The organism is Mycobacterium sp. E2699, from assembly GCF_001666745.1.
Classification (GTDB): domain Bacteria; phylum Actinomycetota; class Actinomycetes; order Mycobacteriales; family Mycobacteriaceae; genus Mycobacterium.
The window spans coordinates 137730-153734 of the sequence record NZ_LZJH01000065.1 but is presented as its reverse complement, the minus strand read 5'-3'; the positions used below and the strand labels follow the sequence as shown (position 1 = coordinate 153734).

12 protein-coding genes are annotated in these 16005 nt (G+C 69.8%); 5 read left to right on the top strand and 7 right to left on the bottom strand.

Annotated features, from left to right (window positions below; all coding sequences use genetic code 11):
* Positions 1-52 precede the first annotated feature (52 nt).
* The 5 genes from purN to A5696_RS11005 all read left to right on the top strand — a co-directional run bounded on the left by purN (position 53) and on the right by A5696_RS11005 (position 6617).
* Complete coding sequence (purN, locus tag A5696_RS11025; protein WP_082968985.1) at positions 53-682, top strand: phosphoribosylglycinamide formyltransferase; 630 nt, start codon at positions 53-55, stop codon at positions 680-682.
* 7 nt (positions 683-689) lie between these two features.
* Positions 690-2285 (top strand): bifunctional phosphoribosylaminoimidazolecarboxamide formyltransferase/IMP cyclohydrolase, encoded by a 1596-nt coding sequence (purH, locus tag A5696_RS11020; protein ID WP_067877747.1) that lies wholly within the window; start codon positions 690-692, stop codon positions 2283-2285.
* 41 nt (positions 2286-2326) lie between these two features.
* Positions 2327-3712 (top strand): sigma 54-interacting transcriptional regulator, encoded by a 1386-nt coding sequence (locus tag A5696_RS11015; RefSeq protein ID WP_067877743.1) that lies wholly within the window; start codon positions 2327-2329, stop codon positions 3710-3712.
* A complete protein-coding gene (locus A5696_RS11010) occupies positions 3705-5699 on the top strand; it encodes a VWA domain-containing protein (RefSeq protein WP_067877740.1) in 1995 nt (664 codons plus the stop codon). Before A5696_RS11015 ends, A5696_RS11010 begins: the two co-directional genes overlap by 8 nt.
* Before the next feature lie 69 nt (positions 5700-5768).
* Entirely contained in the window at positions 5769-6617 is an 849-nt protein-coding gene (locus tag A5696_RS11005) for an aldo/keto reductase (protein ID WP_067877737.1), read from the top strand.
* Positions 6618-6651: 34 nt separating this feature from the next.
* On the opposite strand, the gene A5696_RS11000 is transcribed toward A5696_RS11005, so the two are convergent.
* The 7 genes from A5696_RS11000 to A5696_RS10970 all read right to left on the bottom strand — a co-directional run bounded on the left by A5696_RS11000 (position 6652) and on the right by A5696_RS10970 (position 15827).
* Complete coding sequence (locus A5696_RS11000; protein WP_082956585.1) at positions 6652-7263, bottom strand: DUF1707 domain-containing protein; 612 nt, start codon at positions 7261-7263, stop codon at positions 6652-6654.
* A 112-nt stretch (positions 7264-7375) separates the two neighbouring features.
* A complete protein-coding gene (locus tag A5696_RS10995) occupies positions 7376-8158 on the bottom strand; it encodes an enoyl-CoA hydratase family protein (protein ID WP_067877732.1) in 783 nt (260 codons plus the stop codon).
* Positions 8158-9333, bottom strand: coding sequence for an acyl-CoA dehydrogenase family protein (locus A5696_RS10990; protein WP_067877728.1), 1176 nt, complete (start codon positions 9331-9333; stop codon positions 8158-8160). Before A5696_RS10990 ends, A5696_RS10995 begins: the two co-directional genes overlap by 1 nt.
* The gene (locus tag A5696_RS10985) at positions 9330-11375 is read right to left on the bottom strand and encodes a biotin carboxylase N-terminal domain-containing protein (protein WP_067877725.1); all 2046 of its coding nucleotides are present in this window, start codon (positions 11373-11375) and stop codon (positions 9330-9332) included. Before A5696_RS10985 ends, A5696_RS10990 begins: the two co-directional genes overlap by 4 nt.
* 5 nt (positions 11376-11380) lie before the next feature.
* Positions 11381-12976: an acyl-CoA carboxylase subunit beta gene (locus A5696_RS10980; protein ID WP_067877722.1), complete on the bottom strand. Its 1596-nt coding sequence runs from the start codon at positions 12974-12976 to the stop codon at positions 11381-11383.
* Positions 12973-14121: an acyl-CoA dehydrogenase family protein gene (locus A5696_RS10975; protein WP_067877719.1), complete on the bottom strand. Its 1149-nt coding sequence runs from the start codon at positions 14119-14121 to the stop codon at positions 12973-12975. Before A5696_RS10975 ends, A5696_RS10980 begins: the two co-directional genes overlap by 4 nt.
* A complete protein-coding gene (locus A5696_RS10970) occupies positions 14118-15827 on the bottom strand; it encodes an acyclic terpene utilization AtuA family protein (RefSeq protein WP_067877716.1) in 1710 nt (569 codons plus the stop codon). The genes A5696_RS10975 and A5696_RS10970 overlap by 4 nt, the downstream gene beginning before the upstream one ends.
* Positions 15828-16005: the final 178 nt, after the last annotated feature.

Sequence of the window (16005 nt, the reverse complement as noted above, 5' to 3'; positions counted from 1 at the left end):
ACGCGCTGGCCGCAGTCTCGGCGCGCATCGTCGCCAGACTAGGCTCGCCGTTGTGCAGCCACCGCTTCACGTGCCCCCCAGTGCGCCGGCGCGGGTGGTGGTGCTGGCATCGGGCACCGGCTCGCTGCTGGCCGCACTGATCCACGCCGCCGCCGGTGATTACCCGGCCCGCGTGGTCGCCCTCGGCACCGATCGCGACTGCCCCGCCATCGAGATCGCCGCGGCGGCGTCGGTGCCCACCTTCACCGTCCGGCTGGCCGATCACCCCGACCGCCACGCCTGGGACGCCGCCATCACCGAGGCCGCCGCCGCCCATGAGCCCGACCTGGTGGTGTCGGCGGGGTTCATGAAAATACTTGGGCCGCAATTCCTCTCACGCTTCGACGGGCGCATCGTCAACACTCATCCGGCGCTGCTGCCCGCGTTCCCCGGCGCGCACGGGGTGGCCGACGCGTTGGCCTACGGCGTCAAGGTCACGGGCTGTACGGTGCACCTGGTAGATGCCGGTACGGACACCGGGCCGATCCTGGCGCAGCAATCCGTTCCGGTGCTCGACGGCGACGACGAAGAGACCCTGCATGAGCGCATCAAAGTCACCGAACGACAGCTGTTGGTGGACGTGGTGGCCGCGATCGCGACCCGCGGCATGACCCTGGTAGGACGAAAGGCGACCCTGGGATGAGCACAGCATGAGCACCGACGACGGGCTGAGGGTGACGAAGCGGCCGATCCGCCGCGCGTTGATCAGCGTGTACGACAAGACCGGGCTGGTCGAGCTGGCCCAGGGACTCACGGCCGCCGGTGTGGAGATCGTCTCGACCGGGTCGACGGCGAAAACCATTGCGGAAAAAGGAATTCCGGTCACCCGCGTCGAGGAGCTGACCGGCTTCCCGGAGGTGCTCGACGGCAGGGTCAAGACGCTGCATCCGCGGGTGCATGCCGGGCTGCTGGCCGATCTGCGCAAGCCCGGGCACGAAGCGGCGCTGCAGGAGCTCGGCATCGCGGCGTTCGAACTGGTTGTCGTCAACCTGTATCCGTTCAGCGAGACGGTCGACTCGGGCGCCGGCATCGACGAGTGCGTCGAACAGATCGACATCGGCGGACCGTCGATGATCCGGGCCGCCGCGAAAAACCACCCGAGCGTGGCGGTGGTCACCGACCCGCTCGGCTATGACGGGGTGCTCGCCGCCGTGCGCAACGGCGGGTTCACCCTCGCCGAGCGCAAACGGCTGGCGTCGCTGGCGTTTCAGCACACCGCGGACTACGACATCGCGGTCGCCGGCTGGATGGAGTCGACGCTGGCCCCCGAGCACCCGCCCACGGCGTTCCCGCAGTGGTTCGCCGGCAGCTGGCGGCGGTCGGCGATGCTGCGTTACGGCGAGAACCCCCACCAGCAGGCGGCGCTCTACAGCGACCCCGGCGCGTGGCCCGGCCTGGCACAGGCCGAGCAGCTGCACGGAAAAGAGATGTCCTACAACAACTTCACCGACGCGGACGCGGCCTGGCGGGCCGCCTTCGACCACGAAGAGATCTGCGTGGCGATCATCAAGCACGCCAACCCCTGCGGTATCGCGATCTCGTCGGTCTCGGTCGCCGACGCGCACCGCAAGGCCCACGAATGCGACCCGCTGAGCGCCTTCGGCGGGGTGATCGCCACCAACACCGAAGTCAGCGTCGAGATGGCGGAGTACGTCAGCACCATCTTCACCGAGGTGATCGTCGCGCCGGCGTACGCGCCGGGCGCCGTGGAGGCGTTGACGCGCAAGAAGAACATCCGCGTGCTGGTGGCCTCCGAGCCGCTGGCCGGCGGCACCGAGCTGCGCCCGGTCAGTGGCGGGCTCCTGGTCCAACAGCGCGACCAGCTGGACGCGCACGGCGACAACCCGGCGAACTGGACCCTGGCGACCGGATCGCCCGCCGACCCGAACACCCTGGCCGATCTGGTCTTCGCGTGGCGCGCCTGCCGCGCGGTCAAGTCGAACGCGATCGTGATCGCGGCCGACGGCGCGACCATCGGCGTCGGCATGGGTCAGGTGAACCGGGTCGACGCCGCCCGGCTGGCCGTCGAAAGAGGCAATGCCAGGGGCGGTGACCGGGTCCGCGAAGCCGTCGCGGCCTCCGACGCGTTCTTCCCGTTCCCCGACGGGCTCGAGACGTTGACCGCCGCCGGGGTGAAGGCGGTGGTGCATCCGGGCGGATCGGTGCGCGACGACGAGGTGACCGCGGCGGCGGCCAACGCGGGCGTAACCGTGTACCTCACCGGCGCCCGCCACTTCGCTCACTGATCGCTCGGCGCGTGGGGCGTGCGGGCAGCGCGTAGCGTGGAGTGGTGCAATCACCGAGCAATCTCCCCCGCACCGTCGGCGAACTGCGCGCCACCGGTCACCGCGAACGCGGAGTGAAACAGGAAATCCGGGAAAACCTGCTGACTGCGCTGGCCGAGGGCGACAACGTCTGGCCCGGGATCCTGGGTTTCGAGGACACCGTGCTCCCTCAGCTGGAGCGGGCGCTGATCGCCGGTCACGACTTCGTCCTGCTGGGCGAACGCGGCCAGGGCAAGACCCGGCTGCTGCGCGCGCTGACCGGGCTGCTCGACGAGTGGACCCCCGTGATCGACGGGGCCGAACTGGGTGAGCACCCGTACACCCCGATCACCCCGGAGTCGATCCGACGGGCGGCCACCCTGGGCGACGACCTGCCGGTGGCGTGGAAGCACCGCAGCGAGCGCTACACCGAGAAGCTGGCCACGCCCGACACCAGCGTCGCCGACCTGGTCGGTGACATCGACCCGATCAAGGTCGCCGAAGGCCGCAGCCTCGGCGACCCGGAGACCATCGCCTACGGGCTGATCCCGCGCGCGCACCGCGGCGTCGTCGCGGTCAACGAGCTGCCCGACCTCGCCGAGCGCATCCAGGTGTCGATGCTGAACGTGATGGAGGAGCGCGACATCCAGGTCCGCGGTTACACGCTGCGCCTGCCGCTCGACGTGTTGGTGGTGGCCAGCGCCAACCCCGAGGACTACACCAACCGCGGCCGCATCATCACGCCGCTCAAGGACCGGTTCGGCGCCGAGATCCGCACCCACTACCCGCTGGAGCTCGAGGACGAGGTGGGCGTGATCGTGCAGGAGGCCCACCTGAGCGCCCAGGTGCCCGACTACCTCATGCAGGTGATCGCGCGGTTCGCCCGCTACCTGCGGGAGTCCAACTCGATCGATCAGCGGTCCGGGGTGTCGGCGCGGTTCGCGATCGCGGCCGCCGAGACCGTCGCCGCCGCCGCCCGGCACCGCGGCGCGGTGCTGGGGGAGACGGACCCGGTGGCCCGGGTGGTCGACCTCGGCACGGTGATCGACGTGCTGCGCGGCAAGCTGGAGTTCGAGTCCGGTGAGGAGGGCCGCGAGCAGGCGGTGCTCGAGCACCTGCTGCGGCGCGCGACGGCCGACACGGCATCGCGCGTGCTCGGGGGCATCGACGTCGGCTCGCTGGTCTCCGCGGTCGAACGAGGGTCGGCGGTGACCACCGGCGAGCGGGTGTCGGCCAAGGACGTGCTGGCCGCGGTGGGGGAGCTGCCGGTCGTCGACCGGATCGCGATCAAGCTCAACGCCCAATCCGTGGGCGAGCGCGCCGCGGCGCTGGAACTGGCGCTCGAGGCGTTGTACCTGGCCAAGCGGATCGATAAGGTGTCCGGGGAGGGCCAAACCGTCTATGGCTAAGCCTTTTTCGAAAGGCCACTCCTCGCGATACTCGGCCTACACCGGGGGACCCGATCCGCTGGCCCCCCCGGTGGATCTGCGCGAGGCGCTCGAACAGATCGGTCAGGACGTGATGGCCGGCACCTCGCCGCGGCGCGCGCTGTCGGAGTTGCTGCGCCGCGGCACCAAGAACATGCCCGGGGCCGACCGGCTGGCCGCCGAGGCGAATCGCCGGCGACGGGACTTGTTGCGCCGCAACAACTTGGACGGCACCCTGCAGGAGATCAAGAAGCTGCTCGACGAGGCCGTGCTGGCCGAGCGCAAGGAGCTGGCCCGCGCGCTCGACGACGACGCCCGCTTCGGCGAGTTGCAGCTCGACGCGCTGCCGGCGTCGCCGGCCAAGGCCGTGCAGGAGCTGTCCGATTACAACTGGCGCAGCGGCGAGGCGCGCGAAAAGTACGAGCAGATCAAGGATCTGCTCGGCCGCGAGATGCTCGACCAGCGCTTCGCCGGAATGAAGCAGGCGCTGGAGGGCGCCACCGAGGCGGATCGCCAGCGGGTCAACGAGATGCTGGACGACCTCAACGAGCTGCTGGACAAGCACGCGCGCGGGCAGGACTCGCAACAGGACTTCGAAGAATTCATGGACAAGCACGGCGAGTTCTTCCCGGAGAACCCGCGCAATGTGGAGGAGCTGCTGGACTCGCTGGCCAAACGCGCCGCCGCGGCGCAACGCTTCCGCAACAGCCTGAGCCCCGATCAGCGCGCCGAGCTGGATGCATTGGCGCAGCAGGCATTTGGATCGCAGGCATTGATGGAGGCGTTGGGGCGGCTCGACGCCCACCTGCAGGCCGCGCGGCCGGGCGAGGACTGGACGGGGTCCGAACAGTTCTCCGGCGACAACCCGTTCGGCATGGGCGAAGGCACCCAGGCCATCTCCGACATCGCCGAGCTCGAGCAACTGGCCGAGCAGCTGTCGCAGAGCTACCCCGGCGCCACCATGGACGACGTCGACCTCGACGCGCTGGCCCGCCAACTCGGCGACCAGGCGGCCATCGACGCCCGGACCCTCGCCGAACTGGAGCGCGCGCTGGTCAATCAGGGTTTCCTGGATCGCGGTTCCGACGGCCAGTGGCGGCTTTCCCCGAAGGCGATGCGCAGGCTCGGCGAGACGGCGTTACGCGATGTGGTGCAACAGCTTTCCGGGCGCCGCGGCGAGCGCGATCATCGGCGCGCGGGTGCGGCCGGCGAGTTGACCGGCGCGACCCGGCCCTGGCAATTCGGTGACACCGAGCCGTGGAACATCTCCCGCACGCTGACCAACGCGGTGCTGCGGCAGGCCGGGACGACGACGCTCGACGGCCGGGCGGGCCCGATCCGGATCAGCGTCGACGACGTCGAGATCTCCGAGACCGAGACGCGCACGCAGGCGGCGGTGGCGCTGCTGGTGGACACCTCGTTCTCGATGGTGATGGAGAACCGCTGGCTGCCGATGAAGCAGACGGCGCTGGCCCTCAATCACCTGGTGTGCACGCGGTTCCGCTCGGATGCGTTGCAGATCATCGCGTTTGGCCGCTACGCGAGGACGGTGACGGCCGCCGAGCTCACCGGTCTCGAGGGTGTCTACGAGCAGGGCACCAACCTGCATCACGCGCTGGCCCTCGCGGGCCGCCACCTGCGCCGGCATCCCAACGCGCAGCCCGTCGTGCTGGTGGTGACCGACGGCGAGCCGACCGCCCACCTGGAGGATTTCGACGGGGACGGCTCCGCAGTGTTTTTCGACTACCCGCCGCACCCGCGGACCATCGCGCACACCGTTCGCGGATTCGACGACATCGCAAGGCTCGGCGCGCAGGTGACGATCTTCCGGCTGGGCAACGATCCCGGCCTGGCCCGGTTCATCGACCAGGTGGCCCGGCGCGTCGAGGGGCGTGTGGTGGTACCCGATGTCGACGGCCTGGGCGCCGCGGTGGTGGGCGACTATCTGCGGTCTCGGCGGCGACGTTAGCCGGCGGTAAACCCTCAGTGGAATAGATACTTCCCCGGCCGGGTAGTCGGGCGAAGAAGGAGGAGACGCATGAGCAAGGTTCCAACGATCGAACTCAACGATGGAGTGAGCATCCCGCAGCTTGGTTTCGGCGTGTTCCAGATCAAGCCCCACGAGACCGCGGCGGCCGTCAAGCGCGCCCTCGACATCGGATACCGGCACATCGACACCGCCCAGATGTACGGCAACGAGAAGGAGGTCGCCGAGGGCATCCGCGACGCCGGGCTCGACCGCGCCGAGGTGTTCGTTACCAGCAAGCTGAACAACGGCTTTCACAAGCCGGACGATGCGCGCCGCGCGTTCGACAAGACGCTGGAGGCGCTGAATTCCGACTACGTCGACCTGTTCCTCATCCACTGGCCGTTGCCGACGCTCTATGACGGCGACTTCGTCTCCACGTGGAAGGTGCTCGAAGAATTCGCCAAGGGCGGTCGCGCCCGCAGCATCGGTGTGTCGAACTTCCAGACCGCACACCTGGATCGGCTGGCCGCGGAAACCACCACCGTCCCGTCGGTCAACCAGATCGAGGTGCACCCGTACTTCGGCAACGAGGAGGTCCGCGCGTACGGCCGCGAGCACGGCATCGTCACCGAGGCGTGGTCGCCGATCGCCCAGGGCAAGGTGCTCGGCGACCCGGTGATCAACCGTATCGCCGACGCGAGCGGCAAGTCACCGGCGCAGGTGGTGCTGCGCTGGCACATCCAGCGCGGCGACGTCGTCTTCCCCAAATCGGTGACGCCGGAACGGATCCAGGCCAACTTCGAGCTGTTCGACTTCGAGCTGGGGGAGTCCGACATGGACGCGATCTCGGCGCTGGACAAGGGCGAGGCGGGCAGGCGCGGCCCCAACCCCGACCAGTTCGACTACATCCCGGGCTAGGAACCCCTGCGGCGCAACGAATCCCGGGGCGGGCTTACCCGCGGGGGCGGCGGGCCTTGCGCTTGATGCCGACACCGCCCCACAGCGAGAAGCCGTGAATGTTGACCTTCGGCGCGCCGGGCGTCCCCTGGCCGAGCACGGTGTGGTCGAAGCCACCCATCACGCCGTGCCCGTGGATCTCGACGTTGACTTCGGGTGGCAGCAGGATGTTCTGCGCGCCCATGATCGAGATGGCGTGGATGTCCACCTCGGTGGAGGTGAAGTCGGCGTAGCGCAAGTCCACCACCCCGGTGCCCCAGAAGGTGAAGGTGGTCAGCTTCTTGGGGACGTTCCACCGGCCGCGGCGCTCGAAATTGCTCATCAACGCCAACAGCAACATCGACGGGGCGGGATTGGGTTTGCCGCCCCTGCGCGGGCTCAGCATGGCACCGGGTAGGTCGGCCCTGAGCTGGTCGAGCTCTTCGTACGTGGTGGCGGCGTAAGCCTTCGTCAGGCGGTCCTCGTAGTCCTTCAGCTGCAGCCGGCCCTGCTCTGCGGCGTATGCGAGCAACTGCGCGACCTGGATGCGATCCGTATCGGCCGCGCGGGACGATTCGTCGCGCGTGTCCTGGGAGTCGCGGGTGCCGCGCTGCGCCGAGTTGCTCATCATCCACGAGCGTACGACGTAGAAGTTTTGCTGCAAGAGGGTTGGCTAAACTGCAACGTTGTTGCCCAGGTCGGGCCCCGCTCAGGGGCGTCTCCGCCGCTCGCGCGGCCCGTCAGACGTCCGCCCAACCGGGCCGGCGTTTCTGCAGGAACGCCAGCATGCCCTCGCGGGCCTCGTCCGACACGAACAGCCGCGCCGACTGCTCGGTGAGCCGTTCGGCGTCGCGGTCGAACCCCTCCAGCACGGCGGCGGTGGTCAGCGCCTTCGACGCCGCGAGCCCCTGCGGCGAACCGCGGCTCACGTCGGCCACCAACTTCTGCACCGCGGCGTCGACGTCGTCGGCCGCCATCGTGACGAGCCCGATCTCCGCGGCCGTCGCCGCGCCGAAGGTCTCGCCGGTGAGGTAGTAGCGCGCCGCGGCCCGCGCCGACATCTTCGGCAGCAGCGTCAGCGAGATGATCGACGGCGCGACGCCGATCCGGGCCTCGGTGAGCGCGAAGGTGCTGCCCGGGCCGGCGACCGCGATGTCGCACGCGCCGACCAACCCGAACCCGCCGGCCCGGACGTGCCCGTCGACCGCGGCGATCACCGGCAGCGGCGAGGAGACGATCGCGCGCAACAGCGCGGTCATCTCCCGGGCGCGGGCCACCGCCATGTCGTGTGCGTCGCCGGCGCCCGCTTCAGAAAGGTCCGCCCCGGCGCAGAAGGTGTTGCCGGTGTGCCCGAGCACCACCGCGCGCACTCTCGGGTCCGAGGCGGCACTGCGCAAGCCCCCGTGCAGCTGCTCGACGAGCGCAGTGGAAAGCGCGTTGCGGTTGTGCGGCGAATTGAGCGTCAGCCGCGCGGCCGGGCCGCCGGTCTCGGCCGGGCCGGCGTATTCGACGAGCGTGTCCATCAGTACGACCGGGGCAGGCCCAGCGATGTCTGCGCCACGAAGTTGAGCACCATCTCCCGACTGATCGGGGCGATCCGCCCGAGCCGGGCCGAGGCGAGCATGGCGGCCACGCCGTACTCCTTGGTCAGCCCGTTGCCGCCCATCGACTGCACGGCCTGGTCGACCGAGCGGGTGGCCGCCTCGGCGGCGGCGTACTTGGCCATGTTGGCGGCCTCGGCCGCGCCGGCGTCGTCACCGCTGTCGTAGAGCGCGGCGGCCTTCTGCATCATCAGCTTGGCGAGTTCGACCTCAATGTGGCACTGCGCCAACGGATGTGACAGGCCCTGATGCGCACCGATGGGGGTGGACCACACCTGGCGGGTCTTGACGTAGTCGACGGCCTTGCGCAGCGCGAAGCGGCCCATGCCCACCGAGCTGGCCGCTCCCATGATGCGCTCGGGATTCAGGCCCGCGAAAAGCTGTGCGATGGCGGCGTCTTGGGCCCCCACCAGCGCATCGCCGGGCAGCCGAACGTCGTCCAGGAAGACCTGGAACTGCCGCTCGGGGCTGATCAGCTCCATCTCGATCGGGGTGTAGGTGAAGCCCGGCGCGTCGGTGGGCACCACGAACAGCGCCGGGCGGAGAGATTCGGACTTGGCCCCTCCCTCTTTGAAGGCGCGCGCCACCACCAGTGCCGCCTGCGCCTGGTCGATGCCGGAGATGTAGACCTTCTGCCCCTTGAGGATCCAGTCGCCGCCGTCGCGGCGGGCGGTGGTGGTGATCTTGTGCGAGTTCGAGCCGGCGTCCGGCTCGGTGATCGCGAACGCCATCGTCAGCGAGCCGTCGGCGATGCCGGGAATCCACCGCTTCTTCTGTTCCTCGGTGCCGAACTTGCTGATGATGGTGCCGTTGATGGCGGGGGACACCACCATGAGCAGCAGCGCGCTGCCCGCGGCCGCCATTTCCTCCATCACCAGCGACAGCTCGTACATGCCGGCGCCGCCGCCGCCGTATTCCTCGGGCAGGTTCACCCCGAGGAAGCCGAGCTTGCCCGCCTCCGACCACAATTCGGTGGTGTGTTCGTGCGCGCGGGCCTTCTCGAGGTAGTACTCGCTGCCGTAGTTGGCCGCCCACTCGGACACCGCCTTGCGCAGCGCCCTGCGCTCCTCGTTCTCGATGAAGCTGCTGTCGGTCACTGTGAATCTCCTTCTGCTTCGGGCGCCTCCACGCGTGCCATGTTCGGATGGTCGTGACCCGCTTCGCCCGGCTGCGCCGCGCTTGCGATCACTCCGAGGACGGCGCCCACTTCGACTTGCTGACCGGTGGCGACGTTGAGCTCGGCGAGCACGCCGTCGGAGGGTGCGGTGATGGTGTGTTCCATCTTCATCGCCTCCAGCCAGATCAGTGGCTGCCCCGCGGTGACGGCGTCACCGACCGCGGCGCCGAGGCGGATGACGTTGCCGGGCATGGGCGCGACCAGGGAACCCTTTTCGAGGGTCGAGCCCGGCTCCGGGAACCGGGGCAGCGCGACCAGGTGAACGGGTCCGCGGGCCGAGTCGATGTAGACGTCGTCACCGCATCGAGTGACCGCGAAGGTGTGCTCCACCCCGTCGTCGGCGAGGACGACGCGATCCACCGCGGCGGAAGCCAGGCGCACCGCCGCGTCGTTCGGCAGCGTCAATCCGGCTCTGGTGAAACGGTATTCGACGATGTGCTCGGTGTCGGTGTCGTCGCGGTAGGTCTTGCGCTGATACCCCGACGCCAGGTTGCGCCACCCGCTGGGGACCGGGCCGAGTACGGAGGCCGCGGCGCGGTTGTGGGCGGCGTCGGCCAGCGCGGCGGCGACGGCCGACAACCGGATCGCCCGGCGCTCGGCCAGCGGCGCGGCCAGCTCGGCCAGGCCGTGCGTGTCGAAAAATGCGGTGTCGGTGGCGCCGTCGAGAAATGCCGGGTGCCGCAGCACGTTCACCAGCAGCTCGCGGTTGGTGCGCACGCCGTGCAGCCGGGCGCGGGCCAGCGCGTCGGCGAGCAACAGCGCGGATTGCCGGCGCGTCGGGGCGTAGGAGATGACCTTGGCCAGCATCGGGTCGTAGTGGATCGATACGGTGCAGCCGTCGATGACGCCGGAATCGAGCCGGATGCCCGCCCGGTGCCCGAGCGTGCCGAACTGGGCCCGGGCCGCGGGCACGTCGATCGTGTGCAGCACGCCGGCCTGCGGCTGCCAGCCGCGCGCCGGGTCCTCGGCGTAGAGCCGGGCCTCGATCGAATATCCCTGGGCGGCGGGAGGTTCGGCTTCGAGCCTCCCGCCGTCGGCGACGGCGAGTTGCAGTTCGACGAGGTCGAGCCCGGTGGTCTCCTCGGTCACCGGGTGCTCGACCTGCAGCCGGGTGTTCATCTCGAGGAAGTAGAACTCGCCGTCTTGAGAATTTGGGTCGGCGAGGAACTCCACCGTGCCTGCGCCCGTGTAGCCGATGGCGCCGGCGGCCAGCCGGGCCGCGTCGAACAGCTTGGCCCGCATGCCCGGGATGCGCTCGACCAGCGGCGAGGGGGCCTCCTCGATGATCTTTTGGTGGCGGCGCTGAATCGAGCATTCCCGCTCCCCGACGGCCCACACGGTGCCGTGCGCGTCGGCCAGCACCTGCACTTCCACGTGGTGTCCCGTCGGCAGGTAGCGTTCGCAGAAGACCGTCGGGTCACCGAATGCCGACTGCGCCTCGCGCCTGGCCGCCTCGACTTCGCCTTTGAGAGAAGACAATTCGCGGACCACCCGCATGCCGCGGCCGCCACCGCCGGCGGAGGCCTTGACCAGCACCGGCAGCTGCGCCGCGGTGACCGCGTCCGGGTCGAGTTCGTCGAGCACCGGAACCCCGGCGGCGGCCATCAGCTTCTTGGACTCGATCTTGGAGCCCATCGCCCGCACCGCGTCCACCGGCGGACCGATCCAGGTCAGCCCGGCCGACTGCACCGCGGTCGCGAAATCGGCGTTCTCGGAGAGAAACCCGTAGCCCGGATGCACCGCGTCCGCGCCAGCGGCGCGTGCGGCGGCGATGATCGCCTCGGCGTTGAGGTAGTCGCTCGTCTGGGCGAGCCGCACCCGCGCGTCGGCCTCGGCCACGTGCGGCGCGCCGGCGTCGGGGTCGGTGTAGACGGCGACGGTGCCCAGGCCCAGCCGCCGGCAGGTGGCGAACACCCGCCGGGCGATTTCGCCGCGGTTGGCGACCAGCACTCGAGTAACCATGGGGCTCACATCCGGAAGACGCCGAAGTTCGACGTCCCCTCGATCGGGCCAGTGGCGATGGCGGACAGACACATTCCCAACACCGTGCGGGTGTCGCGCGGGTCGATCACCCCGTCGTCATAAAGCATTCCGGACAGCACCAGCGGCAGCGACTCGGCTTCGATCTGTCCCTCGACGGCCGCGCGCATAGCGGCGTCGGCGTCCTCGTCGACCTGCTGACCGCGGGCTTCGGCCGCCGCGCGGGCCACGATCGACAACACGCCCGCGAGCTGGGCGCCGCCCATGACGGCGGATTTGGCGCTGGGCCACGCGAACAGGAACCTCGGATCGTAGGCCCGCCCGCACATGCCGTAGTGGCCGGCGCCGTAGGAGGCGCCGATCAACAGGGAGATGTGCGGGACGGTCGAGTTGGACACGGCGTTGATCATCATCGACCCGTGCTTGATCATGCCGCCCTCTTCGTAGTCCTTGCCGACCATGTAGCCGGTGGTGTTGTGCAGGAACAGCAGTGGCGTGTTGGAGCGGTTGGCCAGCTGGATGAACTGGGTGGCCTTCTGCGACTCCTCGCTGAACAGGACGCCGCGCGCGTTGGCCAGGATGCCCAGCGGGTAGCCGTGCAACCGGGCCCAGCCGGTGACCAGCGACGAGCCGTACATGGCTTTGAACTCGTCGAATTCGGAGCCGTCCACGATGCGGGCGATCACCTCGCGGGGGTCGAACGGGATGCGCAGGTCGGCCGGCACGATGCCGATCAGCTCCTCGGCGTCGAACAGCGGCTCGGCCACGGGCCCCGGAGCCGGTCCCTGCTTGACCCAGTTCAGCCGGGCCACGATGCGGCGCCCGATGCGGAGGGCGTCGAGCTCGTCGACGGCGAAGTAGTCGGCCAATCCCGAAGTGCGCGCGTGCATTTCGGCGCCGCCGAGCGATTCGTCGTCGGACTCTTCGCCGGTGGCCATCTTGACCAGCGGGGGACCGGCAAGGAACACCTTCGAGCGTTCCTTGATCATCACGACGTGATCCGACATGCCGGGAATGTAGGCGCCACCGGCGGTGGAGTTGCCGAAAACCAGTGCGATGGTGGGGATTCCGGCCGCAGACAGGCGGGTCAGGTCGCGGAACATCTGCCCGCCGGGGATGAAGATCTCCTTCTGGGTGGGCAGGTCCGCCCCGCCGGACTCCACCAGCGAGATGACGGGCAGCCGATTTTCGAAGGCGATCTGGTTGGCCCGCAGGATCTTTTTCAGGGTCCACGGGTTGCTGGTGCCGCCCTTGACCGTCGGGTCGTTGGCGACGATCAAACATTCCACACCCGACACCACGCCGATCCCGGTGACCGTGCTGGCGCCGACGGTGAACGCGCTGCCGTAGGCCGCGAGCGGGCTGAGCTCCAGGAACGGCGAATCCGGGTCGACGAGCAGTTCGATGCGTTCCCGGGCGGTCAACTTGCCGCGGGCGTGGTGGCGCTCGACGTACTTGGGTCCGCCGCCGGCGAGCGCCTTGGCGAGTTCGGTTTCGATCTCGGCGAGCCGCTCCGCCGCCGTCGACGCCGCGTCGGTGTACGCGGCGGAGTTCGGGTCGAGGGTGGATCGCAGTGTCGTCATGACTGGAATCCCAACGTTTTGGCGGCCAGTGCGGTCAGGATCTCGGTGGTGCCGCCGCCGATGCCCAGGATCCGCATGTCCCTGTACTGGCGTTCGACTTCGGACTCGGCCATGTAGCCCATGCCGCCGAACAGCTGCACGGCCTGGTTGGCCACCCACTCGCCGGACTCGACGGCGGTGTTCTTGGCGAAGCACACCTGCGCGATCAGATTGGTCTCGCCGGCCAGCTGCCGCTCGACCACATGGCGGGAGTAGACCCGGGCGACGTCGATGCGGCGGGCCATCTCGGCCAGCGTGTTCTGCACCGACTGCCGCGAGATCAGCGGCCGGCCGAACGTCTCGCGGTCGCGGCACCACTGCACCGTCAGGTCCAGGCATCGCTGTGCGCTCGAATACGCCTGCGCGGCAAGGCCGATCCGCTCGGCGACGAAGGCCTGAGCGATCTGGGCGAATCCACTGTTCTCGGCGCCGACGAGGTTGGCCACCGGCACCCGCACGTCGATGTAGGACAACTCCGCGGTGTCGGACGACCGCCAGCCCATCTTGTCCAGCTTGCGGGTCACCTCGAAACCGGGCGTGCCCTTCTCCACCACCAGCAGCGAAACCCCCGCTGCGCCGGGGCCCCCCGTGCGCGCCGCGGTGACGACATAGTCGGCGCGCACCCCGGAGGTGATGTAGGTCTTCGCGCCGTTGACGACGTAGTGATCGCCGTCCCGGACGGCGCTGGTCCGCAGGTGCCCGACGTCCGAACCGCCGCCGGGCTCGGTGATCGCCAGCGAACCGATCTTCTCGCCGGCCAGCGTCGGTCGCACGAACTCGTCGATCTGCCGCCGGTCACCCGACGCGATCATGTGCGGCACCGCGATGCCGGAGGTGAACAGCGACGCGAAGACGCCCCCCGGGGCGCCGGCCTGGTGCACCTCCTCGCAGATGACCACCGCGTCGGCGCCGTCCCCGCCACCGCCGCCGACCGATTCGGGGAAGCTCGCGCCCAGCAGGCCGGCCGCGCCGGCGCGCCGGTGCAGGTCGCGCGGCAACTCGCCGGTGCGCTCCCATTCGTCGGCGTGGGGCAGGATCTCGCGTTCGGTGAAGGAGCGCACCGTCTTTCGCAACTGTTCGCGCTCCGGGGTGGTCCAGATACTCACAAGATGCTCTCCGGGATGTCGACGTAGCGGCCGCGCAGCCATTCGCCCAGCCCCTTGGCCTGGGGATCGAACCGCGCCTGATAGGCGACGCCCTGACCGAGGATGCCGTCGACGACGAAGTTCACCGCGCGCAGATTGGGCAGCACGTGGCGGGTGACCTCGAAGTCGGCGGCCTCGGGCAGCAGTTCGGTGAACAGCTCGACGGTCAGCGTGTTGGCCAGCCAGCGCCATTGCTCGTCGCTGCGCACCCAGACCCCGACGTTGGCCGACCCGCCCTTGTCGCCGCTGCGGGCCCCGGCGACGCGGCCCAGCGGCACGCGCCGCGTCGGGCCGGGCGGCAACGGCTCGGGCAACGGCGGGGGATCGGCCGGCGCCAGTTCCAAAGTCTCGGTGGCGCAAGGGATGTACGTCCCCGTCCCGTCGGCGTGCACGGCGACGTGCGGCACGCTCGTGGCGTCGACGTAGCCCGCGGTGAACACGCCGTACACCTGGCCGTCACCGGGCGGGGCGGTCACGTGAAAGCCGGGGTAGCTGGCCAGCGCCAATTCGACTGCGGCGGAGGAGAACTGGCGGCCCACGTTTGCAGGGTCGGGGTCGCGGACGACGCAGTGCAGCAACGCGCTGGCGGCCTCCTCGGTGTCGGCGTCGGTGTGGTCGGTGCGGGCCAGCGTCCACTGCAGCTCGGCGGGCTTCACCGTCAACGCCGCCTCCAGCTGGCGGCGCACCAGCTCGGCCTTGGCCTCGATGTCCAGGCCGGTCAGCACGAACGTCATGGCGTTGCGGAACCCGCCGATGCTGTTCAGCGACACCTTGTACGTGGGCGGGGGCGGTTCCCCGCGCACCCCGGCGATGCGCACGCGGTCGGGGCCGTCGGGGGACAGCGCGATGGTGTCCATCCGGGCGGTGACGTCGGGGTTGGCGTAGCGGGCGCCGGTGATCTCGTAGAGCAATTGCGCGGTGACGGTGTCGACGCTGACCAGGCCGCCCGTGCCGGGATGTTTGGTGATCACCGACGAGCCGTCGGCGTGGACCTCGGCCAGCGGGAAACCGGCGTGGGTCAGATCCGGAAGCTCCGTGAAGAACGAGTAGTTGCCGCCGGTGGCCTGCACGCCGCACTCGATGACGTGGCCCGCCACCACCGCGCCCGCGAGCGCGTCGTAGTCGGTGCGGCCCCAGCCGAAGTGCGCCGCCGCCGCGCCGACGATCACCGAGGCGTCGGTGACCCGGCCGGTCACGACGACGTCGGCCCCGTCGCCGAGGCAGTCGACGATGCCCCAGGCGCCCAGGTAGGCGTTCGCGGTCAGCGGGGCGCCCAGCCCGAGTTCGGCGGCGCGCGGCTGCAGGTCGTCGCCTTCGACGTGCGCGACGCGGGCGGGCACACCCAGGCGCTCGGCCAGGGCGCGGATCGCGTCGGCCAGACCGGCCGGGTTGAGGCCGCCGGCGTTGGCGACGATGCGCACCCCGCGATCGTGCGCCTCGCCCAGGCAGTCCTCGAGCTGGGTCAGGAAGGTCTTGGCGTAGCCGCGCTCGGGGTGCTTCATCCGGTCGCGGCCCAGGATCAGCATGGTCAGTTCGGCCAGGTAGTCCCCGGTGAGGTAGTCGACGTCCCCGCCGGTCAGCATCTCGCGCATCGCCGAGAGCCGGTCGCCGTAGAACCCGGAGCAGTTCGCGATCCGGACGGCGTCGCGACCCGAGGAAGAGGCCATGCAGTCCTCCCATCCGCGATCCACCGTTGAGCGCAAACCAACCAACCAACCGGTAGGTTAGCGGGTCGCGCCGGTATCGCGTCAAGGACGTCGAGTCGGCCAGTGCGCCGTCGTTTTGGCGACCAGCAGGCCACCGACTATCCTGATGGGCAATCGTCGCACGTTCGGCCGCACCGGC